Source organism: Streptomyces sp. NBC_00322 (genome assembly GCF_036147535.1).
Classification (GTDB): domain Bacteria; phylum Actinomycetota; class Actinomycetes; order Streptomycetales; family Streptomycetaceae; genus Streptomyces.
Genome location: NZ_CP108019.1, coordinates 2,956,264 through 2,977,854 on the forward strand (window position 1 = coordinate 2,956,264; position 21,591 = coordinate 2,977,854).

Consider the following 21,591-nt stretch of genomic DNA (forward strand, 5'->3'; position numbering starts at 1 on the left):
GCTCCTGACGCGATACAGTGCCTTTATTGAACTTCTCCGCGCTTTTCGGTGTGCGTGAACACGGAAACACTTAATATACGCAGAGAATGTCCCCGGCCGTCAATTCGGTTCCGGGGTATTTTTCTGCCCGCGGACGGGTCCGGCGGCGCCGGTCCTGAGCTGGTGCGCGTGGGCCGGACCGATCGCCTCTACGCCCTCGCCGAAGAGCTGCGGGCCGTAGCGCCTCGCCCGCGCAGTGCGCGCTGGAGCGACATCAGTGAGTGAGAACGAGTTGTGCGAACCGTTCCGGGATCTCTGGCGTCCCCCCGACGCCTGATTGATCTTGCTCTGACAAAGGGCCGTTTGTGAGCGGTTTGGTGCTGCTGCGGTCAGTGCACCAGGGGGAGGAAGACCGTGTCGACGATCTCTTCGAGGACGTGGTCGGGCACGGGGGCGAAGGTCACGAGGATTTCGTGGCGCAGCAGGTCGAAGGGGAGGGACTTGATGCGCTCGGTGAGGAGTTCTGGTTTGATCTCGCCGCGGTCGAAGGCGCGGTCGAAGAGCGCGTCGAGAGCCTCCTTGCGCCCCGTCGCAAGGGGGTCGCGCAGGTCACCGGGGCTTCTTCCGGTCTCCTGGTAATAGCCGGCCAGGTGCACGCTCATGACGGTGACGAGCTGGACATGGGTGGCATTGATCTCCCGCATGAGGGTGAGGATGTCCTCCCGCAGGCTTCCCGTGTCGGGAGTGTCGAGGCGGGATTCCTTCAGGATGTGGACGATGGTCGCCCGGAGGAGTTCGTCGCGGTCGGACCAGCGGCGGTAGAGAACCGGGGGGCTGGTGCCCGCGCGCTTGACGACGGCGTCCATGGTGAACCTGGCGTAGCCGTTGTCTGTGAGTTCTTCCCAGGCCGCATCGAGGAGCGCCTTCTCCAGTGCCGCTCCGCGGCGTCGCTCAGGCATCCGAACCCCCTTGGATAGACTTGCCTATCTTATTACGGCGCCCTACTCTGGCAGCCGCAAGATAGGACTCTATATCTTAGGTGGCTGCTCGTGAGTACTCCCAACCGGACCGGACCCGCGCCCGCGGACCCCGACCGTATCGACCCCGCCGTGTGGCGCATGGCGATCACCATCATCGTGGGCGCCCTCGCCGTCGTCTTCGACACCACCATCGTCAGCGTCGCCCTCAACGACCTGGCGAAGGAACTCGACGCCCCGCTGTCCACAATCCAGTGGGTGAGCACCGGCTACCTGCTGGCCGTGTTCGTCACCATCCCGCTCGCCGGATGGGCCCAGTCACGCCTGGGCGGCAAGCGTCTGTGGATCGCGTCCCTTGGCCTATTTCTGCTCGGCTCGGTCCTGAGCGCGCTGGCGTGGAACGCGACCAGCCTGATCGCCTTCCGCGTCGTCCAGGGCATCGGAGGCGGCATCATGATGCCGCTTGCGGCCACGCTGATCATGCAGGCCGCCAAGGGCCGCAACATCGGCAAGGTCATGGCCATCATCACCGTGCCCACCGCGCTCGGCCCGATCCTCGGCCCGGTCCTGGGCGGCCTCATCCTGCATCTGGCCGACTGGCGCTGGATGTTCTTCGTCAACGTCCCCTTCTGCGTCGTCGGCGGCCGGCTCGCCTGGCGCAACCTGCCCGACGACCGACCCGCACCCGACAGCCCCCGCGCCCGCCTGGACGTCATCGGCCTGCTCCTGCTCTCCCCCGGCGTCGCCGCCCTCATCTACGGCCTCTCCCAGGTCGAGGGCAGCGCGGGCTTCGCCGGCGCCAAGGTCCTCATCCCGCTGATCGGCGGACTCGCCCTGGTCGGCGGCTTCACCGCCCGGGCACTGACCCGCACCACCGGCGCCCTGGTCAACCTGCGGCTCTTCCGGCACCGCGCGGTGGCCTCCTCCTCCGCCCTGCTCTTCCTGGGCGGCATCACCCTGTACGGGGCGATGATGCTGCTGCCCCTGTACTTTCAGCAGGTCCGCGGCGAGGACGCCCTCGGCGCCGGACTGCTGCTCATTCCGCAGGGCGTCGGCGCGCTCCTCGCACGCACCCTGGCAGGCAAGTACACCGACCGCATCGGCCCCCGCTGGGTCGCCTTCGCCGCCTTCGCCTTCGTCGCCGCAGCCACCGTGCCGTTCGCCTTCGTCACCGCCGACACCAGCAAGGTCCTGCTCATGGCCGCACTGCTCGTCCGCGGCATCGGCTTGGGCGCCGCCATGATCGCGCTCAGCGGCGCCGCCTACGTCGGCCTGGAACACAAGGAGATCCCCGACGCCAGCATCATCACCCGCGTCGCCCAGCAGATCGGCGGCTCGGTGGGCATCGCCGTCCTCGCCGTCATCCTCCAGCACACCGCCGGCGACGCCCACACCCCGGGCGCTCTGGCCGACGGCTTCGGCGACGCCTTCTGGTGGTCGGTGGCCTTCACCGCCGTCGCCGTCCCGCTGTGCCTGCTCCTGCCCGGCCGCCCCAAGTCAGTGACCCCCACCGACAAAGCCGAAGAAGAAGCTGCCGTCGAGGTCTAGTTCCTCCATCCTGCCTGTGTGCCGCTGCCACCAGCACACAGGCAGGATGATCACCTCCACGAGGAAGGCGTCAACCTGCTGTTGGCTGACCGGTACTCGCCGAAGCGGCGGATGTGCTCGGTCAGGTACGGCGAGATATGGGCCAGATCCTCGGGGTCGATGACGCGGCTCTCCTCCTGGAGCTGGCGGACGATCTCGGCGATGTCCAGGACGTTGTGGAAGATCACCGCTTCTCTGAACTAGCGATAGCCCCGGCCGGCGGGCGGGAGGGAAGATCGTGATTCTCTCGGCTCGCCTCGGGCCAGGAACTACTGTCGCGAGCATGGTCGAACACGATGCCCTCAGTGCCACCCGCGAGGCTTACGACGCTGCTGCCCCCACCTATGCGCAGCTGTTCCGCGACACGCTGCGTGACACTCCCCTGGACCGCGCGATCTTGGGTGCCTTCGCCGAGGTCGTAAGTGCGAGTGGGGACGGTCAGGTCGCGGACCTGGGGTGTGGGCCTGGCCATATCACCGCTCATCTGGATGAGCTGGGGCTGGCGGCGTTTGGTGTTGATGCCTCTCCTGCGATGATCGAGTTGGCTCGACAGGCCTATCCGGGCCTTCGGTTCGACGTGGGCTCCATGGCCGCGTTGAACATCGCTGACGGCGTGCTGGGCGGCGCACTCTCACGTTGGTCCATCATCCACACGCCGCCGCAAGAACTCCCCGTCATCTTGGCGGAGTTCCACCGCGTGCTGGCACCTGGCGGCCACCTTCTGGTCGGCTTTTCGGCAAGCGATGATCCGTCTCACCCGACGCAGGTCTTCGATCACACAGTCGCGCCGGCCTATCGGTGGTGGCCTGATCACCTCGGCGCGATGCTGCGCAAGTCCGGGTTGGCCGAGGTAGCCCGGATGGTTCGCGAGCCTCAGCCCACCGACCGACGGCAGTTCCAGGAGATTCAACTGCTCGCCCGTAAAGCCTAGGGAAGTTCCCGACTCGTTGAACATTCCTTGTTCTTGGCGGGATCGGATAGTTGTGGCGCAGGCCGCGCGTCGACCTGGCAGGGGCGGAGGATGGGTTCCGCACGCGGTGGGGCGGGGAGCTGCCGGCTGCGGAGCGAGGCCCGCACCGCCCTGAGGGGCCGCCAACTTCCGGTGCGTGCAGGGGCATTGACGGGAGTTGACCGCCGGTTCGAGAATGACATGTCATTCCGTCCGAGGGAGGGTTCGACCGTGCCCAGGGGTGTTGTCGACAAGCGCGACGCGATACTGCGCGCGGCGGGAAAGGTGTTCGCCGAGCGCGGTTACCACGCGACCGGCATCTCCGACATCGCCCAGGAGCTCGGGGCCGGACACGGCACGTTCTACCGGTACTTCAAGAACAAGGAGGACATCGCGCGCAGCGTGGTGTCGCGTGCCCTGGGCCAGGTGATGGACGCCCTCTCCGACGAGGATCCCGGCTCCTGCGAGACACTGCCGCAGTACAGGCAACAAGTCCGGCGTATCGGCCACAAGCTGTTCGACCTCGTCGCCGCGGAACCCGCGCTGTGCCACATCCTGTTCTACGACGCCATCACGATCGACCGGGCCGAGCCGGATCTGGCCGGCCGGGCCATGGAAGCGGCGGCGGAGTACACCGCTGCCTTCATCCGCAACGGGCAGGACCGCGGCTTCCTGCGCCGAGACGTGGACGCGCACGTGGTGGGGCTCGCGGTCAACGGAATGATCGTGACCGGGGCGGTGCGGCTCCTGCATGCGCAGGACCCCGATGCCATGCGGGAGCCGTGGATTCGCACGGTGGAGACACTCATGTTCGACGGCCTCGGTTCCCCCTGACCCGCAGGACCGCTCACTTCTTCTGCCTTCTTCTGCACTGCTTCTGCCTTCAGAACGGAATGACGTTTCATTCCGGAGAGGAGAGCACGATGGTCCAGGTCGATGTCTTCTGGTCCTACGGAATCGGCGCGAGCTTCGCGACCGCCGCCACGCATCAGCTCAGGAGCAGGACCGGCCCCGCGCGTCAGGCCGGCCGATGGTCGGACCCGTACTTGATGGCGACCGTCCTCTACTGCGCGGCGCTGTTCGCGCCCAGCGGCGCGTGGCTGCTGTGGGGCTTCCCGGACTGGGAGACGATGCAGACCGCGGACGGGCACGGTTCGCTGCCCGCCTGGCTGGTCGCCCTCTTCGCCGCGACGAACGTCAGCCAGGGCGTGCTCGGTTACTGGGTCGCGGCACGCCTCATCGCCTCCGGCCGGGCCTACGCGGCCTTCCTTCAGGCCGGGGTCGGATACACCGGCATGTTCTTCATCCTCGTCCACGGGTGGGACGGCCGCGGGTACCAGCGATTCTTCTCCGCCGACCGGGCGTCGTTCGCGACCTGGCCGGCGCACCCCGGCCCGGGGGAAACTCTGTCGCGCATGGGCGACTGGCTCACCTCGCCGGTCGCGCTGACGCTCTACGGGATGGGGATCGTGCTGGTTCCGGTGATGCTGGCACTTATGGTCCGCTGGCTCCGGTCCGGCCAGCGCCGGGCTGCCGCCGCAACGGTGGCGGGCCGGCTCCGCATCCTCGGCACCGTACTGGGAGCGGTCTTCGGGCTGGCGCTCGGCACGGCGGTGGGCGCCTCCGTCCTTGTGCACCTGCTGGGTTGGTGGCTCGGCGTCCCGGTCGCTGTCGTCCTCGCCGCGCTGCTGGTGGTACGACGGGGTGCCGCGGCCGACCGCCTCTTCGCGATGCTCGCGCTCCCGCCGAGCGGAACGGGGGGCCTGGAGCCTGCGCGGTGAGGAGCCCCGGCGGCATTTGCCGAATGGATGCTCGCGTCCGGCCTGATCCGACTCACCATGGGCGAGGACGGCACCGCGACCGGACGCTTCACCGGCGACACCATCGGCTATATGCTCGCCCGCCCCCACGAGCGGCCGCCCAGGCCGCAACTCGTCCTGCACCCCGGCACCGTTCCCGCCGCCCTCGTCGACCCGGCCCTCATCGAGAACTGGACCGGGCACTTCCTCGCCCAACTCGCCGCCCCGTCCGCTGAACTCGTCTCCACCAGCGACGGCGTGATCCTCGTGGATGTCGCCACTGGCTCCCAGGCATGGACCGAACCGGCGGGAGCCGACTGGGCCGTGCACCAACACGGGCCGCTGCGCCTGTGGGACCAGGTCGAAGACGCGCTGACGGCATGGAAGGAGGCAGGTGCGCCGGATCAGTCCGCGTTCGGCATGAAGGTCACGGACGAAACACAAACCGTATGGCTGGGTGAGCCCTCCGGGCCGTCGTGGCAGCTCCCCATCTGATACGCGCGAGAGCTCGACAAGGCTCGCCGCACTCCTGAGACGCTAGGAGCGTGTCCCAGTAGCAGGCAACCCGCCTGTCGGAGCCTGCGTGGGCGGGGCGGCGAGCTGGGCGGCGCGGATGGTGAGGTAGTGCCGTTCCGGGAGGCTGGCCGTACGGTTTGCGGCTGCGCGGTAGCTCTCGACCGCGGCCTGAAGGTCGCCGGCCATCTCCAGGAGATGGGCCTTGGCGGCGTACAGGTGATGGTGCTCCGCCAAGCGTTCGTCGGACTCCAGAACCCTCAACATGTCGAGGCCTGCGGCCGGGCCGTGCACCATGGCGGCGGCGACGGCGCGGTTGAGCGAGACCAGGGGATTGGGCGACATGTGTTCCAGCACTCCGTACAGCGCGAGGATCTGGGGCCAATCGGTCTCCTCGACCGTCGCCGCCTCGTCGTGAACGGCGGCTACCGCCGCCTGGATCTGGTAAGGGCCGACGGGGCCCGTGGGCATGGCTTCGGTGATGAGCGCGACTCCCTCGGCGATCGCCTTCTCGTCCCAGAGTTTTCGGTCCTGTTCGGCCAGCGGGATGAGCTCGCCGCCCGGCCCTGTGCGCGCCGGGCTCCGGGCGTCGGTGAGCAGCATCAGCGCGAGCAGCCCGGTGACCTCGCTGTCGTCGGGGAGTATCCGGTGCACTGCCCTGGCCAGCCGGATCGCTTCCCGTGAGAGCTCGGGGCGCAGCAGGTTGGGGCCGCTACTGGTGGTGGAGCCCTCGGTGAAGATCAGGTACAGGACGTGCAAGGCCGCGCCGAGCCGAGGCGCCCAGTCGTCACCGTCCGGCATTCCGAAGGGGATTCCGGAGGCCTTGATCCGCTGCTTGGCCCGGCTGATCCGCTGCGCCATGGTCGTCTCGGGCACCATGAACGCCCGGGCGATCTCGGCTGTAGCCAGACCTCCCACCGACCGCAGGGTCAGAGCGATCGCCGACGACGGCGACAACGCAGGGTGGCAGCACATGAGCAGCAGGACGAGGGTGTCGTCCCGCCCGGCGGGGTCCTGTTCGTCGGCCGCGGGCGCGGACTGCCGGTCGGCCGGCATCCGCCTGGCCGCCAGATCTTCGCGGCGGCGCCTGGCCTGCTCGCTGCGCACCTGCTCGGTCATGCGGCGGCTTGCGACCTGGATCAGCCATCCTCGCGGATTGCGGGGCATCCCCTCGTCCGGCCATTGGGTCGCCGCGGCCAGCAGCGCCTCCTGGACGGCGTCCTCGGCGGCGTCGAAGTCGCCGAAACGCCGGGTGAGCACGCCGACGACCTGCGGCGCCAACTCGCGCAGCAGGTCGTTGGCGTGCACGTCCGTGTCAGCCAGTGGTCACATCTCCCCGGACGGTGCCGACATCACCTGGCGCACCTCGATCGGCATGTTCAGCGGTGTCCCGCCGGGGCCGGGGGCGGCCGAGATGGCCGCGGCGATCTCCACCGCCCGCTCGGGCTTGTCGCAGTCGACGATCCAGTAGCCCGCCAGGAACTCCTTGGTCTCAGGGTAGGGGCCCTCGGTGACCACGGGCACGCCGCGGCCGTGGGAGCGGACGATTTTGGCCGTCTCCGGCATCGCCAGACCCTGGGCGTCGACCAGTTCCCCGGCCTCGGCGAGCTTCCTGTTGGTGTCCATCATGAACGCGATGTGCGCCTTGAGCTCCTCCGCGGTCCAGGTCCCGATGCCCGGGAAGTCCGCTGTCTGCTCGCTGAACTGCATCAGCAGCATGTACTTCACGGCCTGCTCCTCACATTCGTGCGCCCCTGTCGGGCGCTCTCACCGATAGGTAGAAGCACGCCCGACGATTTCGACATCCCCGAGCAAGAATCTGCGAAAGGTTCTTGGGAGCAGCTCCGCTTTCCGCCCTACAGCTGACTCACGCTGCTAGATCACGTCCTCCAGTTCCTGGAGCAGCCGGCGCTTGGGTCGGGTGCCCACCATCGACTTCACCGGTTCGCCCTCGCGGAACACCATCAGCGTCGGCATCGACAGCACGGCGTACCGCGTCGTGATCTCCGGGTTGGTGTCCACATCGAGCTGGACCACCTTGAGCCTGTCGGCCTCCTCGCTCGCCAAGGCGCTCAGCACCGGGGCGAGTTGGCGGCACGGGCCGCACCAGTCGGCCGTGAACTCCACCAGGACCGGGCGGTCCGCCTTCAGGACCTCATCGTCGAAGTCGGCGTCCGTCACTTCGGCGACGCCTGCTGCGTGGATCATTCGTGTTCCCCTCCGTCGGTCACATGGGTCAGCTCGCACAGCGGCTCGGGTCCGCCCGGCAGCTCCGCCTCGGCCCGGGCGAGCTGAGCGCCCACCTGGGCGCGTACCGACCGGAGTTGCTCGATGAGCGTGTCCAGCTCGCCGAGCTTGGCGCGGTAGACGGCGATCGAGGCGGGACAGGAGTCCCCGGCCGGGTGACCGGCGCGCAGGCATTCGACGAACGGCCGCGTCTCCTCCAGGTCGAACCCGAAGTCCTGCAGGGTCCGGATCTGCTGGAGCAGTCGCAGGTCGTCCTCGTCGTACGTGCGGTAGCCGTTCACCGCGCGCCGGGCGGGCAGGAGCCCGCGGGACTCGTAGTAGCGCAGGGTGCGGGTGGTGGTTCCGGCCCGTTCCGCGAGCTCGCCGATTCGCATGTCCCCGACGGTAATCCTTGACCTCGGCGTCAAGGCAAGAGCGTCGGCGGCAGGTAGACGCGGTAGGTTTCCCGGCCGCGTACGTGAGGCAGGGCCGTGGCCCGCCAGATGCGCGCATACGGCGGTGGAGCATTGCCGCCCGCCACGACGACGGCCACCGGCATGCGGTGTGCGGCGTCCTCGATGCCGCCGGGCGTGATGCTGGCGTCATGGCCACTGGGCTGGCGGGAGGTGCATCCCGCGTAGTAGGCGATGGGGACGGCATCGTGGCCGCTGACCATGCAGGGCGGGCGGACGCCCAGCCGGTGCAGACCGGCGGCGATCGCCGAGTAGTGCGTACGCAGGGAGCGGTTGACGTCCAGCATCTGGCTGAGCACTCCGTACTGGACCGCGAGGTGGCCGGTGAGGGCCAGGGCGAGGACTCCGGCGCCGACCGGCCGCAGTGACGGCCGGACGGCGGTGACCAGGAAAACGGCCAGGAAGACGAGGCACTCGGCCACCGGCAGCGCGAGGAGCGCGTAGGCGGGAAGGAGAAAACGCGGCGCGGCGTAGTCGATGAGGAAGAGGTACGGCACCGCGAGCGATGCGGCGGTGCAGGTCGCCAGCAGAGCGGCTGCGCCTCGGTGCGAGCGGGAGCCCGGGTACGAGCCTGAGCCCCGGTCCGCGCGGAACGCCGCCGCGATGCCCGCGGCCGTGAGCACCGGCAGCGCGAACCACCATGCGGCCGCCGCCGGATGCTTCCAGGGCACGTCGCACGGGCGGCACAGCGAACGCCCGTCCAACGCCCGCACCTGGTCGTCCACAGCCATGTGCCAGCCCAGGCCGCCCTGGATCTCGCTCGCGCGGTGGAGCCGTGCGCCCAGACCGCCGTAGTGCGCGTACGCCTCGACGACCCACGGCACGGCCCCGACCAGGAACCCGATCGCGACCGCGGCGAACACCGCCGGACGGCGCCACCCCGGAACCAGCAGGGCCGAAGCGGCCAGCGGCAGCGCCAGCCACAACCCGTCGGAAGGGCGCATGAGCACCACGACGGCAACGGCGGACCCGACACCGATCACCGCCCTGCGTTCCCCGGGACGGGGCACGGCTCGCAGGAACCAGCCGACGGCGGCCAGGGCCCCGAGCGCGCACCACAGGTTGGGCATGGCCTGGGGGCCGTAGAAGAGCGTGATCCACAGGCAGCAGAACAGTGCGCCCGCGCAGCCGAGCACAGCGACGGGCACCAGCCTTCGCCAGATCCACAGGCAGGCGAACAGCCCGCCGCCGGACACCAGAGCCAGATAGACCCGGATCGCGGTGGTGGACGCGGTCAGGGAGGCCACCGGAGCGACGAGATAGGAGATCCCCCGCGCGCGGGGCGCGCTGAAGTACGCGGGCGGGGCATTGCCTCCGACCTGGCTGACGTAGACGGTCTCGTCCCAGCCGAGCCCGGAGCCGGGTACCACCAGGATCAGCTGAGCGGCGGTGAAAACCCCGGCGACGGTCAGCAGCCACGGGAGCGGACGCCCGCCTGTCGTCCATCGAGGGCGCCTCCGCGTGGGGGCAGGCACCGGGTGCAGCGCCAGGCGTTCTTGCATGATGAGTCCTCGCCGAGAGCCCCCGGGCCGGGAGGGGACTGGTACGCCGGTAACACTGCGGCGGGGGTGGGGAGCGGGCAACCGGGGAGGCCATTCGGCGTAAGGGCGCGCGGCTACCCGGTGGCCGCCTGCCCCTTTCCCCCACGGTGATCCCCATCCCGGCTTCGGTCCGCCCGCACAGCATCCGCGACTCGGCAGCCGCCGCGGACCTGACCCTGAGCGAGCCGGACCTCGCGACCCTGGACGCCACAGGCGACGGTTCCCGTAACTCACCGGATGAACAGCTTCCGGTCGGGGACCGAGCCCGACCCCCTCCCACCAGGCACGCGTACCAACTGGCCTCTACATTCAGGAAGTTAAGGGTGTGCGGCCATTGACGGCCGCACTGTCTACATCTACAAAACAATCTGAGAGCGCTCTCAACGGACCCGCGGCACCACCCTCCCGGAGGTGTTCCTTGAGCACGAGCCGCATCAGACGCACCCCCCTGCTCACCGTCATCGTCGCCCTGGCCGTCGCCCTCGCCGGCTTCATCGCCGTCACCGGCGCCGGGCAGGCGCGCGGCGACGTACCCCCCACGCCCGGCTGGAACCTCCAGTGGAGCGACGACTTCAACGGCGCCAACCGCACCCTGCTCTCGGCCGCCAACTGGCAGATCGACCTCGGCCACGCCTACCCCGGCGGGCCCGGCAACTGGGGCACCGGAGAGATCCAGAACTACACCGACAACCCCGACAACGTCTCCCTCGACGGCGGCGGCAACCTGCGCATCACGCCACTGCGCGACGGCGCGGGCAACTGGACCTCCGGCCGTATCGAGACCAAGCGCGCCGACTTCAAGGCACCGGCCGGCGGCACCCTGCGCATCGAGGGCCGCATCCAGATGCCCAATGTCACCGGGCAGGCCGCGCTCGGCTACTGGCCCGCGTTCTGGGCGCTGGGCTCCCCCTACCGCGGCAACTACTGGAACTGGCCGTCCATCGGCGAGTTCGACATCATGGAGAACGTCAACGGCATCAACTCCGTCTGGGGCGTGCTGCACTGCGGCGTCAACCCCGGCGGCCCCTGCAACGAGACCAGCGGCATAGCCAACAACCGCGCCTGCCCCGGGGCCAGTTGCCAGTCCGCCTTCCACACCTACCGCTTCGAGTGGGACCGCGCCGTATCCCCCAATGAGCTGCGCTGGTACGTGGACGGCCAGCTCTTCCACAGCGTCGCCGAGAACCGCGTGGACGCCGGGACCTGGGCGAACATGACCAGCCACGCGGGCTACTTCATCCTGCTGAACCTCGCGATCGGCGGCGCGTTCCCGGACGCGCTCGCGGGCAAGACCCCCACCGCCGCGACCGTCCCCGGCCGCCCGATGCTCGTCGACTACATCGCCGTGTGGACCAAGGGTGCGGGAGACCCGAGCACCCCGCCCACCACTCCGCCGCCCACCACCCCGCCGCCGTCCGGCTCCTCGCAGCTGTATCTGCGTACGGGAGGCGGCGCGGGCGATCCGGCGGCATCGGCCGCGACGGTGAGCCTGGCCTCGGCGGGCGGCGCCAACTACGACGGCACCCCGCACAATCCGCAGGTCTTCACCTCGACCGGGATCACCCGCAGATACAACGGCGGCCCGACCCAGTTCGACCTCTTCGTCGACGCGGGCTCCACGGTCGCCAACGGCCAGCAGGTCAGGGTGAGTTACGACCGTACGAGCGACGGCACCTGGGACCGGACGGAGACGTACAACTACTTCGCCACCGATCCCCTCCCGGGCTATGAGCACTACACCCAGGCCAGAGGCCTCAAGTCGGCCACCGGAGCACTCGGCGACCTGGCGGGCGGCACGGTGCGGATCGAGGTCTGGAGCGCGATCGGCAACGGCGCCAGCACGCTCGGCGTCGGCAACCAGTCCGTCGTACGCATCCCCTTCGACTGACCGATCAGGAGGACCCACCATGCTCCGCCGAATGCTCGCGAGCACCGCCGCCGTGATCTTCCTGGTGACGGTGGGATGGGTGACCGCGAGGGAAACCGACGCACCGGCGCCCGATACCGCCAAGAGCCACGCAGGTCGTTTGGCACACACCGGTCACTCAGGGCACGCGTACACCTTCACCGCCGAGCAGTCAGCCGCGATCGTCGCCCAGGCGGCGGCCCCGGTGCGCGGCAGCGAATTCCGCGCGGACTGCTTCTCCAGCCACCGGCAGGGCGACGACCCGATCGTCTTCCCCGGCCAGGCGGGCCGCTCGCACATCCACGAGTTCTACGGGAACCACACCGCAGGCGCGTCCTCGACGCTCCAGTCGCTGGCCGCCGGCACCACCAACTGCACGCCCACCGTGGACCTCTCCTCGTACTGGACCCCCACCCTCTACAAGAACGGAGCCCCCGTGGCCCCCGAGCGGGTCACCGTCTACTACCAGGGCATCACCGACCACACCCGGGCCGTGGCCCATCCGCGGGGTCTGCGGTACGTCGTCGGCAACGCCCTGGCCACGTCCCCCGACCAGAACCCGGCCGCGCGCTGGAGTTGCGTGGGCCGCCCCGAATCCAGCCGGGAGTTCATCAACTGCCCGCCGGGCACCAAGCTGGAGAACTATCTGGACTTCCCCACCTGCTGGGACGGGAAGAACCTGGACAGCGCCAACCACCGGGACCATATGGCGTACGCGGTGGGGCAGACCTGTCCCGCCTCGCACCCCGTGGTCGTGCCACGCCTCGAGCTGCTGATCACCTGGCCGGTCAACGGGGGCGGTCTGACGCTCGCGGGCACGAGGAAGGGCGTCAATGTCACCGATCAGCCCGGCTACACCTTCCACGGCGACTTCTTCAACGCCTGGGACGACGCTGAGCTGAAGCGCAGGGTGGCCAACTGCATTGTCGCGGGATACATCTGCGGGACGGACGGCAATCCGATCCAGCAATGACCGCCGCACCATGGCGCGCCGCTCACGTCAGCCGGGGAAGCGGCGGACGTAGCGGCGCTGCCAGGGGGTTTCGACGGCGCGGGGATCGTAGTTCCGGCGTACGAAGTCCACCGCCGCCTCGGCCGCAACCCCGTCGAGAACGGCGATACAAGCCAGCGCGGTACCGGTGCGCCCGCGACCGCCCCCGCAGGCGATCTCGACGCGTTCGTCCGCGGCCCGCTCCCATACCTCGGCGAGGGCCGCACGGGCGTCATCCGGGCTGCTGGGCAGCCGGAAGTCCGGCCAGCGCAACCACCGGGCTTCCCAGGGGACTTGGGGAGGCGGCTTCCCGAGCAGATAGACGCCGTACGCTGGCAGCGGCCCGGCGGGCAGGGGATGGCGAAGGCCCCTGCCCCGGACGAGCCGCCCGGAGGGAAGCCGCAGAACACCGGGGCCGGCCGGCTGCCAGGTCTCGTGCGCGGGATCGGGCACGTGCGCTGGATCGGGATCGGTCACCTGCTCACCGTATGCGCTGCCGCCCGGCGCCGGCCCGGGGCTGCGAAAGAGCCTGGACCGGCGCCCACTGCGCGCCGGTCCCGGCTCCTGTCAGGCCCTCAGGGACCTCACACCTTCACCGGCACCTCGTCCTCCTCGCGCGGCTCCGGCACCTCCGCGTCGCCGACCTGACCGCGGGTGTCATCGTCGAGCAGGGTCTTCTCGTCGAACGGGATCCGCCCGGCCAGCACCTCGTCCACCCGCGACGTGTCGATCTCCTTCGTCCAGGTGCCGACCAGCACCGTCGCCACCGCATTGCCCGCGAAGTTGGTCAGGGCGCGCGCCTCGCTCATGAAGCGGTCGATGCCGACGATCAGGCCGACGCCGTCGACCAGTTCGGGACGGTGCGACTGCAGGCCGCCCGCCAGCGTCGCCAGGCCCGCGCCGGTGACACCCGCCGCGCCCTTGGAGGCGACGAAGAGGAAGAGCAGCAGCGCGATCTGCTCCCCGAGCGACATGGGGTTGCCCATCGCGTCGGCGATGAAGAGCGAGGCCATGGTCATGTAGATCATGGTGCCGTCGAGGTTGAAGGAGTAGCCGGTCGGAACGGTGATGCCGACCACCGGCTTGCTGACGCCCAGGTGCTCCATCTTCGCGATGAGCCGCGGGAGGGCGGACTCGGACGAGGAGGTGGACAGGATCAGCAGGAACTCACGACCCAGGTATCTGAACAGCGTGAAGATGTTGACGCCCGCGACGATGCGCAGCAGCGTGCCGAGCACGATGAACACGAACAGGAAGCAGGTCACATAGAAGCCGAGCATCAGTACGGCGAGGCTCTTGAGCGCGTCCAGACCGGCCGACCCGGTGACGGCGGCGATCGCGCCGAACGCGCCGATCGGCGCGGCCCACATCACCATGGCGAGGATGCGGAAGACGAGGCGCTGGATGTGCTCGACACCGCGCAGCACCGGCTGACCGGCCGAGCCCATCGCCTGCAGGGCGAAACCGGCGAGCAGCGCGACGAGCAGGGTCTGCAGCACCTCGCCCTCGGTGAAGGCGGAGACGATCGTGGTCGGGATGATCCCGAGCAGGAATTCCGTCGTGTCCTTGGCCTCGGCCGAGATCTGGCTGTGGCCCGCGTCCTTGACCGCGTCGGTCAGGGCGAGGCCCTCACCGGGCTGAAGGATGTTGCCGACGACCAGCCCGATGCCGAGCGCGACCATCGACATGGCCAGGAAGTAGCCGAGCGCTATGCCGCCGACGGCGCCGACCTTGGCGGCCTTGCGTACCGAGCCGATGCCCAGCACGATCGTGCAGAAGATGATCGGCGAGATCATCATCTTGATCAGGTTCACGAAGCCGGTGCCGAGCGGCTTGAGCTCGACTGCGAACTCAGGGGCTGCCAGGCCCACGACGATGCCCAGCACCACCGCGATGATCACGGCGATATAGAGATAGTGCGTACGGTCCCGCCTGACGGCTCCTGTAGCCACGGGGTCCTCCTTGTTCGAATTCATCCATGTCCCTATGGATGCCGTGACTATCGCCCACCCTGTGACCCCGGTCACCCTTACGTTCGTTTCGTTCACGCAATTTCGGCCAGGCAGACTGGGTCCATGCGCATACCCCGTCCTCGCAGCCTCGCCGGCCAGCTCTTCGCGATGCAGGTCGTGCTGGTCGCCGCGATCGTGGCGGGCTGCGCCCTCTTCACGTACATCACCGACCGCTCCCAGGCGGAGGAGACCGCACGCCGTCAGTCCAGGGCCACCGCCACCGCCGTCGCGCGCTCGCCCTCGGTGGTCGCCGCGGCACGCTCGGCGCATCCGACGGAGCAGCTCCAGCCGTACACGGAACGGCTGCGCCGTGACGCGGGCGTCAACTTCGTCGTGATCATGGCTCCGGACGGCACCCGCTGGACGCACCCGGAGCCGGGCGAGATCGGGAAGACGTATCTGGGGAACATCGACGAGGCATTGCAGGGCAAGATCTACAGCGAGAAGCACCTGGGCACGCTCGGTCCTTCGGTACGGACGGTGGCGCCCGTCTACGACAACGGGAAGATCACCGGGCTCGTCAGCGCGGGCATCACCATCGAGAAGATCAGCGAGCAGGTGAGCAAGCAGGTCGCCGCGCTGCTCGGGGTCGCGGGCGCGGCGCTCGCGCTGGGCGGCCTCGGTACGTACGTGATCAACGCGCGGCTGCGGCGGCATACGCACGGCATGAACGCGGCCGAGCTGAGCCGGATGCACGACTACCACGAGGCCGCGCTGCACGCCGTGCGCGAGGGTCTGGTGATGCTCGACGGACGGCGGCGGATCGCCCTGGTGAACGACGGGGCCCGGGAACTCCTCGGGCTCGACGAGGACGTGGTCGGCCGGCCGGTGGACAGCCTCGGCCTGCCCGCGCCGCTCACCGGCGCGCTGCTGTCGGCCGAGCCCCGGGTCGACGAGGTCCATCTGACCGCGGACCGGGTCATCGTCGTGAACACCAGCCCGGTCGTCGGGGGCGAGCAGCGCGGGACGGTGGTCACGCTGCGGGATCACACCGAACTCCAGGCGCTCTCGGGCGAGTTGGACTCCGAGCGGGGCTTCACACAGGCGCTGCGCTCACAGGCGCACGAGGCGGCCAACCGCCTGCATACGGTCGTCTCGCTCATCGAACTCGGCCGCGCGGACGAGGCGGTCGAGTTCGCCACGGCGGAACTCGAGCTCGCGCAGGCCCTGACCGACCGCGTCGTCGGCTCGGTCGGCGAGCCGGTGCTGGCCGCACTCCTGCTGGGCAAGGCGGCGCAGGCCAACGAGCGGGGTGTGGAGCTGGTGCTCGCGGAGGACAGCCGTATCGACGACGGCCTGCTGCCGCCGTCGCTGCCGGCGCGCGACCTGGTGACGATCCTGGGCAATCTGATCGACAACGCGGTGGACGCGGCGTCGGAGGCGGGGACCACGCGATCGCTGCGCGCCCGGGTCACGGTCACGGCCCGCGCGGAGAACGACGAACTGCTGCTGCGGGTCGCCGACACGGGCGCGGGAGTCGACCCGGCGGACGCGGACGAGGTCTTCCGCCGCGGCTGGTCCACGCACGGCGCGGGCCGCGGTCTGGGCCTCGCCCTGGTCAGGCAGGCGGCACACCGCAGCCGCGGCACGGTGCGTTTGGCCGAGGGCCCGGAGGGCGGCGCGGAGTTCACCGTACGCCTGCCGCTGAGACCTGCGGAGGTACGCGCATGAGCCGGGGTACGCCTGCGGCGGGCCTTGTCCCCTACCCGCCCCTTCCCGAACTGGGGCTCCGCCCCCGAACCCCCGCGCCTCAAACTCCCCCAGACTTCGTCCGGGGGGACCCCCACGGGGCTGAAATGTGCGGCTGGGCCGCACATTCAGCCCGTCCGGCGTTTGAGGACATGCGGCCGAAGGTCGCATACGGGGTCTGGGGGCCTGCCCCCAGTTCGGGAAGGGGCGGGGAGGGGAATGCCCCGCAGGGCACCGCACCTCGGACGCCCGCGCCGGAAACCCCCCGCTCCGCCGGGCCGCGGCCCGCGCCCCGCGAGGTGGCCCAATGACCGACGCCCCCACCCCCATCCGCGTCCTCGTCGTCGAAGACGACCCCGTCGCCGCCGACGCGCACGCCCTCTACGTCGGCCGCGTCACCGGGTTCGCCGTCGCCGGGGTCGCGCACTCCCGGTCCGAGGCCGTCCGCGTCCTGGAGCGGACCGCGGTCGATCTGCTGCTGCTCGACCTGTATCTGCCTGACGGCCACGGGCTCCATCTCCTACGGTCCCTGCGCGCCGCCGGCCACTCCGCCGACGTCATCGCCGTGACCTCCGCCCGCGACCTCGCGATCGTGCGGGAAGGAGTGTCCCTCGGGGTCGTCCAGTACGTCCTGAAGCCCTTCACCTTCGCCACCCTCCGCGACAGGCTCACCCGGTACGCCGAGTTCCGGGCCGCGGCCGGGGAAGCCAGTGGCCAGGACGAGGTGGACCGGGCGCTCGGCGCCCTGCGCGCGCCCCAGGGCGGCGGGCTCCCCAAGGGCCTCAGCGCGCCCACGCTCGCCGCGGTCACCCGGACGCTGCGCGATTCCGCCGCCGGGCTCACCGCCGCGGAAGCGGGCACGGCCGTCGGCATCTCACGGATCACCGCGCGCCGCTATCTGGAGCACCTGGTCACCGAGGGCAGGGCCGCGCGCAGCCCGCAGTACGGACAGATCGGGCGTCCCGAGCTGCAGTACCGATGGATCACTTCCAGCCGCTGAACCGGTGTGCCCTGCACGGGGATTGACCCTGCTGACGGGCCGGACCTACGGTCACCGGGCAGCCCCTGTGGCTTCGAGGAGGTCGTGCCCGTGCGCCCCACCGCCCCACTCGCCCTCGTCCCGTTAGCCGCTGTCGTCGCAGCCTCACTCACGGCCTGCGGCGGCAGTTCCGGCAGCGACCCGGACACCATCAAGGTCGCCTACAACCGTTCCACCGACAACAAGGTCCGTTTCAAGGACACCTTCCTCGAGTCGGTGAAGAAGCAGTTCGAGAAGGACCACCCCGGCAAGAAGGTCAAGCTCGTCCCGATCCAGGCCCCGGACAACGACTACGCCACCAAGGCGCAGCAGATGATGCGCTCCCCCAAGACCGCGCCGGATCTGGTCTACGAGGACACCTTCCGCATCAACTCCGACATCAAGGCCGGGTACTTGAAGCCGCTGGATGGCTATCTCCCGAAATGGAACCAGTGGAGCCAGTTCGTCGAAACGGCGAAGTCCGCGGCCAAGGCGGAGGACGGCAGGACGTACGGCATCCCGGACGGCACCGACACCCGCGGCCTCTGGTTCAACAAGGAGATCTTCGCGAAGGCCGGTCTGCCCGCCGACTGGCAGCCGAAGAACTGGGAAGAGATCCTGACCGCGGCCCGGACGGTCAAGAAGAAGGTCCCGGGCGTCATCCCGCTCAACGTCTACACCGGCAAGGGCCCGGGCGAGGCCGCGGTGATGCAGGGCTTCGAGATGCTGCTGTACGGCACCGGCGACGACCCCCTCTACGACCCGTCCGCCAAGAAGTGGGTCGCGGGCGCCAAGGGTTTCCGGGACGCCCTCGGCTTCGTACGCACGGTGTACGGGGAGAAGCTCGGCCCGGACGTCTCCGACGCCCTCGACCCCAACATCGGCACGCGGGTGGCGACCGAGCTGCTCCCGGAGGGCAAGCTGGCGATCGACCTCGACGGTTCCTGGATGGGCCAGCAGTGGCTCGCATCGGGCGCCAAGCCGTGGCCCCAGTGGGACAAAAAGCTGGGCCAGGCGCCGATGCCGACGCAGAACGGTCAGGCGCCGGGCAAGGTGTCCATGTCGGGCGGCTGGACCTGGGCGATCCCGCAGAAGGCCAAGAACCCTGATCTGGCCTGGGAGTTCATCACGGCCATGCAGACCCCGGCCAACGCGGTCCAGTGGACGATCGTCGACGCGCAGATCGCCGTACGCAAGGACGTCGCCGCCGACGCCCGCTATCTGAAGTCCATGCCGGGCATCGACTTCTTCACCTCTCTTGTGCAGTACACCCACTACCGTCCCGCGCTGCCGGTCTATCCGCAGGTCTCGACGGCGATCGGCGAGGCGATGGAGAAGGTGACGACGGGCGACGCCTCGGCGGCGGACGCGGCGAAGGAGTACGACGAGCAGCTGAAGACCATCGTCGACGGCGCGGTCACCACCAAGTGAGCAGCGCGAGAAGGAGGCCCTGGCGGTGGGTGCCGATCGCCCCCGCCACGCTCCTGCTGCTGCTCTTCCTGGCGGGACCGATCGGCTACTGCGTCTGGATCGCGTTCACCGACACCCAGCTGACGGGCGCGTCGGGCTCCGACTTCGTCGGCCTGGACAACTTCCGCAGGGCTTTCGCCGACGCCGGCTTCCGCAATGCCGTCTGGCTCACCCTCGTCTTCACCTTCGTCTCGGCGATCGTCGGCCAGAACACGCTGGGGCTGGCTCTCGCGGGTCTGATGCGCGCGGCGTCCCGTCCCGTCCGTACCCTTACGGGCACCTTGGTGATCACCGCCTGGGTGCTGCCGGAGATCGTCGCGGCCTTCTTGCTCTACACCTTCTTCCGCCGCGAGGGGACCCTGAACGCACTGCTCGACTGGCTTCATCTGCCGTCCCAGAACTGGCTGTTCACGCTGCCGATCCTGGCGGTGTCGTTCGCGAACGTCTGGCGCGGCACCGCGTTCTCGATGCTGATCTACTCCGCCGCGCTGGCCGAGATCCCCCGCGACATCACGGAGGCGGCCGAGGTCGACGGAGCGAGCGGCCCGCGCCGCATCTGGCACATCACGCTGCCGATGATCCGCCGTTCGATCGGCACCAATCTGATGCTGAACACGCTCTCCACGCTCTCGGTGTTCGGGCTGATCTGGGCGATGACGCGCGGCGGCCCGGGCAATCGCAGCCAGACACTGCCGGTGTTCATGTACGACCAGGCGTTCCAGAAGAGTCTGATCGGCTACGGCACGGCGGTGGCACTGCTGCTTCTGCTCGTGGGCTCGCTCTTCTCGGTCGTCTATCTGCGGCTGATGCGGGTGGAGGTGTGATGCGCCGGGCCACCCGCGCCCGGCTCGCCGCCGACGGCGCACTGCTGGGCACCGCCGCGGCCTTCGCGCTGCCGCTGGTGTGGCTGGTGCTCTCCTCGGTGGACGCTGAGGCGGACCTGCGGGTGCGCGCGCCGTCGTCGTTCACCGCGGACAACTTCGACGCGGTACTCACCGACGAGATCACCTTCACGCCGATGCTCAACAGCCTGCTGCTGTGCGGGGGTGCGACGCTGCTGACGGTGGTGTGCGCCGCGCTCGCCGCGTATCCGCTCTCGCGCCACCGTTCGCGCTTCAGCCGCCCGTATCTGCTGACGATCCTGTTCACGACGTGTCTGCCGATCACGGCGGTCATGGTCCCGGTCTACGGCCTGTTCGTACAGGTCAATCTGATCGACACGATGTACGGCACCGGTCTCTTCCTCGCCACCTCCCAACTGCCGTTCTCCATCTGGCTGATGAAGAATTTCATGGACGGCGTCCCGGTGGTCCTGGAGGAGGCCGCGTGGACGGACGGCGCGTCGTATCTGCAGACTCTGACCAGGGTCGTACTGCCCCTGATGGGCCCGGGCCTGACCGTGGTGACGATCTACACCTTCATCCAGCTCTGGGGAAACTTCTTCGTACCGTTCATGCTGATCCTGTCCCCCGAGCAGATGCCCGCGTCCGTCTCGATCTTCACCTTCTTCGGCAACTACGGATCGGTGATCTACGGCCAGCTCGCGGCCTTCTCGATCCTGTACTCGGCACCGGTGCTGGTGCTGTACGTACTGATCGCCCGCAGGCTGGGCGGCGGTTTCGCCCTGGGCGGGGCCGTCAAGGGGTGAGTGGCTGCCCTGTACCGTCACATGACGTTACCAAGAGGTAACGATCAGCTCGGACGTTCCTACGACAAGTCGCTCTGGGTGAACGCACCGTAGTCGCCGCCCCCTCCGGCCCCCTAGCGTGTCGGCGTGCACCACAACCCGTCCCCGCCCTTCAACGCCCCCGCCGCGCGCCGACTGCGCGAAGCCCTCGGCATGGCCCCCGGCCATGTCGCCTACGGCCTTCGCGCCCAGTACGGGATCCATGTCTCGCCCGACGTCGTGGTCCAGTGGGAGCGGGGGCTCTCCAGCCCCGGCGCGCGCGAACTGACCGCGCTCGCGGGGGTGTTGTGGTGTGCGCCGCACGATCTGCTCACCGAGGCGACCACCCTGCGCGAGCACCGGATGGCACGCAGCCTCGCCCCCGAGGAACTCGCGCGCCTCGTCGGCATGGACGTGGGCTCGTATCTGCGGATGGAGGACTCGGGCCGCTGGCGCGGCAACGAGCGCCAGACCGCGGCGCTCTCCGAGGTACTCGGCCTCGGCCCCCGCGAACTCCTCACGGCGACCGGCCGGGACGCGGACCTCGCGGAACTGCTCCGGGACGCGGTGAAGGCGCGCTGGCAGGCGTACGTACGCCCGGTGGGCAAGATGCTGCCGATGCGGCGGGAGCACCTTGAGGGCGTGCTCGAGGAACTGCACTCCGACTACCAGTCCCGGATGGTGGCGACACTCGCGTGGGGCGCGACGACGAAGGACACGGGGGAGCCGGGGCGGGACTTCCTGGACCGGATAGTGGACCACTTCTGGGACTTGGCGCGGGTCTAGGTCCTGCAC

General features: G+C 69.4%; 22 protein-coding genes. 13 read left to right on the forward strand and 9 right to left on the reverse strand.

The genetic code is table 11. The features are described from left to right. Positions 1 to 368: 368 nt before the first annotated feature. On the reverse strand, positions 369 to 938 hold the full coding sequence (locus OG905_RS13170) for a TetR/AcrR family transcriptional regulator (RefSeq protein ID WP_328668157.1): 570 nt from the start codon (positions 936 to 938) through the stop codon (positions 369 to 371). Positions 939 to 1,028: 90 nt separating this feature from the next. On the opposite strand from OG905_RS13170, the gene OG905_RS13175 reads away from it, so the two are divergent. Further along, positions 1,029 to 2,504, forward strand: a complete 1,476-nt coding sequence (locus tag OG905_RS13175; protein WP_443043933.1) for an MDR family MFS transporter — start codon at positions 1,029 to 1,031, stop codon at positions 2,502 to 2,504. Between the two features lie 50 nt (positions 2,505 to 2,554). On the opposite strand, the gene OG905_RS13180 is transcribed toward OG905_RS13175, so the two are convergent. After that, positions 2,555 to 2,731, reverse strand: a complete 177-nt coding sequence (locus OG905_RS13180) for a Tn3 family transposase (protein WP_328668158.1) — start codon at positions 2,729 to 2,731, stop codon at positions 2,555 to 2,557. A gap of 95 nt (positions 2,732 to 2,826) precedes the next feature. Between OG905_RS13180 and OG905_RS13185 the strand changes: the two genes are divergently transcribed. From OG905_RS13185 to OG905_RS13200, 4 genes are all read left to right on the forward strand, one after another. Continuing rightward, positions 2,827 to 3,474, forward strand: a complete 648-nt coding sequence (locus OG905_RS13185) for a class I SAM-dependent methyltransferase (protein WP_328668159.1) — start codon at positions 2,827 to 2,829, stop codon at positions 3,472 to 3,474. A gap of 249 nt (positions 3,475 to 3,723) precedes the next feature. Beyond that, positions 3,724 to 4,326, forward strand: coding sequence for a TetR/AcrR family transcriptional regulator (locus OG905_RS13190; protein WP_328668160.1), 603 nt, complete (start codon positions 3,724 to 3,726; stop codon positions 4,324 to 4,326). Positions 4,327 to 4,415: 89 nt separating this feature from the next. Next, positions 4,416 to 5,273 carry a hypothetical protein gene (locus OG905_RS13195; protein WP_328668161.1) on the forward strand — a complete coding sequence of 286 codons (858 nt, stop codon included), beginning with the start codon at positions 4,416 to 4,418 and terminating at the stop codon, positions 5,271 to 5,273. Between the two features lie 27 nt (positions 5,274 to 5,300). Continuing rightward, complete coding sequence (locus tag OG905_RS13200) at positions 5,301 to 5,786, forward strand: hypothetical protein (RefSeq protein WP_328668162.1); 486 nt, start codon at positions 5,301 to 5,303, stop codon at positions 5,784 to 5,786. A gap of 42 nt (positions 5,787 to 5,828) precedes the next feature. Here the strand turns inward: OG905_RS13200 and OG905_RS13205 are convergent, their stop codons facing one another. From OG905_RS13205 to OG905_RS13225, 5 genes are all read right to left on the reverse strand, one after another. Further along, a complete protein-coding gene (locus OG905_RS13205; protein ID WP_328668163.1) occupies positions 5,829 to 7,112 on the reverse strand; it encodes an RNA polymerase sigma factor in 1,284 nt (427 codons plus the stop codon). 18 nt (positions 7,113 to 7,130) lie between these two features. Continuing rightward, a complete protein-coding gene (locus OG905_RS13210; protein WP_328682302.1) occupies positions 7,131 to 7,523 on the reverse strand; it encodes a YciI family protein in 393 nt (130 codons plus the stop codon). A gap of 156 nt (positions 7,524 to 7,679) precedes the next feature. Further along, a complete protein-coding gene (trxA, locus tag OG905_RS13215) occupies positions 7,680 to 8,012 on the reverse strand; it encodes a thioredoxin (RefSeq protein ID WP_328668164.1) in 333 nt (110 codons plus the stop codon). After that, complete coding sequence (locus OG905_RS13220) at positions 8,009 to 8,425, reverse strand: MerR family transcriptional regulator (RefSeq protein ID WP_266487592.1); 417 nt, start codon at positions 8,423 to 8,425, stop codon at positions 8,009 to 8,011. The genes trxA and OG905_RS13220 overlap by 4 nt, the downstream gene beginning before the upstream one ends. Positions 8,426 to 8,454: 29 nt before the next feature. After that, complete coding sequence (locus OG905_RS13225) at positions 8,455 to 10,005, reverse strand: hypothetical protein (protein ID WP_328668165.1); 1,551 nt, start codon at positions 10,003 to 10,005, stop codon at positions 8,455 to 8,457. Positions 10,006 to 10,462: 457 nt separating this feature from the next. On the opposite strand from OG905_RS13225, the gene OG905_RS13235 reads away from it, so the two are divergent. Together OG905_RS13235 and OG905_RS13240 are read left to right on the forward strand one after the other, a co-directional pair. Beyond that, on the forward strand, positions 10,463 to 11,932 hold the full coding sequence (locus OG905_RS13235) for a glycoside hydrolase family 16 protein (RefSeq protein ID WP_328668166.1): 1,470 nt from the start codon (positions 10,463 to 10,465) through the stop codon (positions 11,930 to 11,932). Positions 11,933 to 11,951: 19 nt separating this feature from the next. After that, entirely contained in the window at positions 11,952 to 12,923 is a 972-nt protein-coding gene (locus tag OG905_RS13240; RefSeq protein ID WP_328668167.1) for a DUF1996 domain-containing protein, read from the forward strand. Between the two features lie 27 nt (positions 12,924 to 12,950). On the opposite strand, the gene OG905_RS13245 is transcribed toward OG905_RS13240, so the two are convergent. Next, positions 12,951 to 13,418 carry a protein-tyrosine phosphatase family protein gene (locus tag OG905_RS13245; protein WP_443043934.1) on the reverse strand — a complete coding sequence of 156 codons (468 nt, stop codon included), beginning with the start codon at positions 13,416 to 13,418 and terminating at the stop codon, positions 12,951 to 12,953. 107 nt (positions 13,419 to 13,525) lie between these two features. Beyond that, positions 13,526 to 14,893 (reverse strand): cation:dicarboxylate symporter family transporter, encoded by a 1,368-nt coding sequence (locus tag OG905_RS13250; protein WP_328668168.1) that lies wholly within the window; start codon positions 14,891 to 14,893, stop codon positions 13,526 to 13,528. A gap of 123 nt (positions 14,894 to 15,016) precedes the next feature. On the opposite strand from OG905_RS13250, the gene OG905_RS13255 reads away from it, so the two are divergent. The 6 genes from OG905_RS13255 (at position 15,017) to OG905_RS13280 (ending at position 21,582) form a co-directional block, all read left to right on the forward strand. Then, positions 15,017 to 16,624, forward strand: coding sequence for a sensor histidine kinase (locus OG905_RS13255; RefSeq protein ID WP_328668169.1), 1,608 nt, complete (start codon positions 15,017 to 15,019; stop codon positions 16,622 to 16,624). A 325-nt stretch (positions 16,625 to 16,949) separates the two neighbouring features. After that, positions 16,950 to 17,642, forward strand: coding sequence for a response regulator (locus tag OG905_RS13260; protein ID WP_328668170.1), 693 nt, complete (start codon positions 16,950 to 16,952; stop codon positions 17,640 to 17,642). Between the two features lie 90 nt (positions 17,643 to 17,732). Then, complete coding sequence (locus OG905_RS13265; protein ID WP_328668171.1) at positions 17,733 to 19,091, forward strand: ABC transporter substrate-binding protein; 1,359 nt, start codon at positions 17,733 to 17,735, stop codon at positions 19,089 to 19,091. Further along, the gene (locus tag OG905_RS13270; RefSeq protein WP_328668172.1) at positions 19,088 to 19,954 is read left to right on the forward strand and encodes a carbohydrate ABC transporter permease; all 867 of its coding nucleotides are present in this window, start codon (positions 19,088 to 19,090) and stop codon (positions 19,952 to 19,954) included. The genes OG905_RS13265 and OG905_RS13270 overlap by 4 nt, the downstream gene beginning before the upstream one ends. Beyond that, the gene (locus OG905_RS13275) at positions 19,954 to 20,778 is read left to right on the forward strand and encodes a carbohydrate ABC transporter permease (RefSeq protein WP_328668173.1); all 825 of its coding nucleotides are present in this window, start codon (positions 19,954 to 19,956) and stop codon (positions 20,776 to 20,778) included. The genes OG905_RS13270 and OG905_RS13275 overlap by 1 nt, the downstream gene beginning before the upstream one ends. A gap of 192 nt (positions 20,779 to 20,970) precedes the next feature. Further along, the gene (locus OG905_RS13280; RefSeq protein WP_328682304.1) at positions 20,971 to 21,582 is read left to right on the forward strand and encodes an XRE family transcriptional regulator; all 612 of its coding nucleotides are present in this window, start codon (positions 20,971 to 20,973) and stop codon (positions 21,580 to 21,582) included. Positions 21,583 to 21,591: the final 9 nt, after the last annotated feature.

Excerpts from the sequence above, each read along its gene's own strand:
- OG905_RS13210 (WP_328682302.1), bottom strand. The coding sequence starts at position 7,523 with ATGCTGCTGATGCAGTTCAGCGAGCAGACAGCGGACTTCCCGGGCATC.
- OG905_RS13260 (WP_328668170.1), top strand. The coding sequence starts at position 16,950 with ATGACCGACGCCCCCACCCCCATCCGCGTCCTCGTCGTCGAAGACGAC.
- OG905_RS13225 (WP_328668165.1), bottom strand. The coding sequence starts at position 10,005 with ATGCAAGAACGCCTGGCGCTGCACCCGGTGCCTGCCCCCACGCGGAGG.
- OG905_RS13195 (WP_328668161.1), top strand. The coding sequence starts at position 4,416 with ATGGTCCAGGTCGATGTCTTCTGGTCCTACGGAATCGGCGCGAGCTTC.
- OG905_RS13200 (WP_328668162.1), top strand. The coding sequence starts at position 5,301 with ATGCTCGCGTCCGGCCTGATCCGACTCACCATGGGCGAGGACGGCACC.
- OG905_RS13185 (WP_328668159.1), top strand. The coding sequence starts at position 2,827 with ATGGTCGAACACGATGCCCTCAGTGCCACCCGCGAGGCTTACGACGCT.
- OG905_RS13220 (WP_266487592.1), bottom strand. The coding sequence starts at position 8,425 with ATGCGAATCGGCGAGCTCGCGGAACGGGCCGGAACCACCACCCGCACC.
- OG905_RS13170 (WP_328668157.1), bottom strand. The coding sequence starts at position 938 with ATGCCTGAGCGACGCCGCGGAGCGGCACTGGAGAAGGCGCTCCTCGAT.
- trxA (WP_328668164.1), bottom strand. The coding sequence starts at position 8,012 with ATGATCCACGCAGCAGGCGTCGCCGAAGTGACGGACGCCGACTTCGAC.
- OG905_RS13280 (WP_328682304.1), top strand. The coding sequence starts at position 20,971 with ATGGCCCCCGGCCATGTCGCCTACGGCCTTCGCGCCCAGTACGGGATC.
- OG905_RS13240 (WP_328668167.1), top strand. The coding sequence starts at position 11,952 with ATGCTCCGCCGAATGCTCGCGAGCACCGCCGCCGTGATCTTCCTGGTG.
- OG905_RS13255 (WP_328668169.1), top strand. The coding sequence starts at position 15,017 with ATGCGCATACCCCGTCCTCGCAGCCTCGCCGGCCAGCTCTTCGCGATG.
- OG905_RS13275 (WP_328668173.1), top strand. The coding sequence starts at position 19,954 with ATGCGCCGGGCCACCCGCGCCCGGCTCGCCGCCGACGGCGCACTGCTG.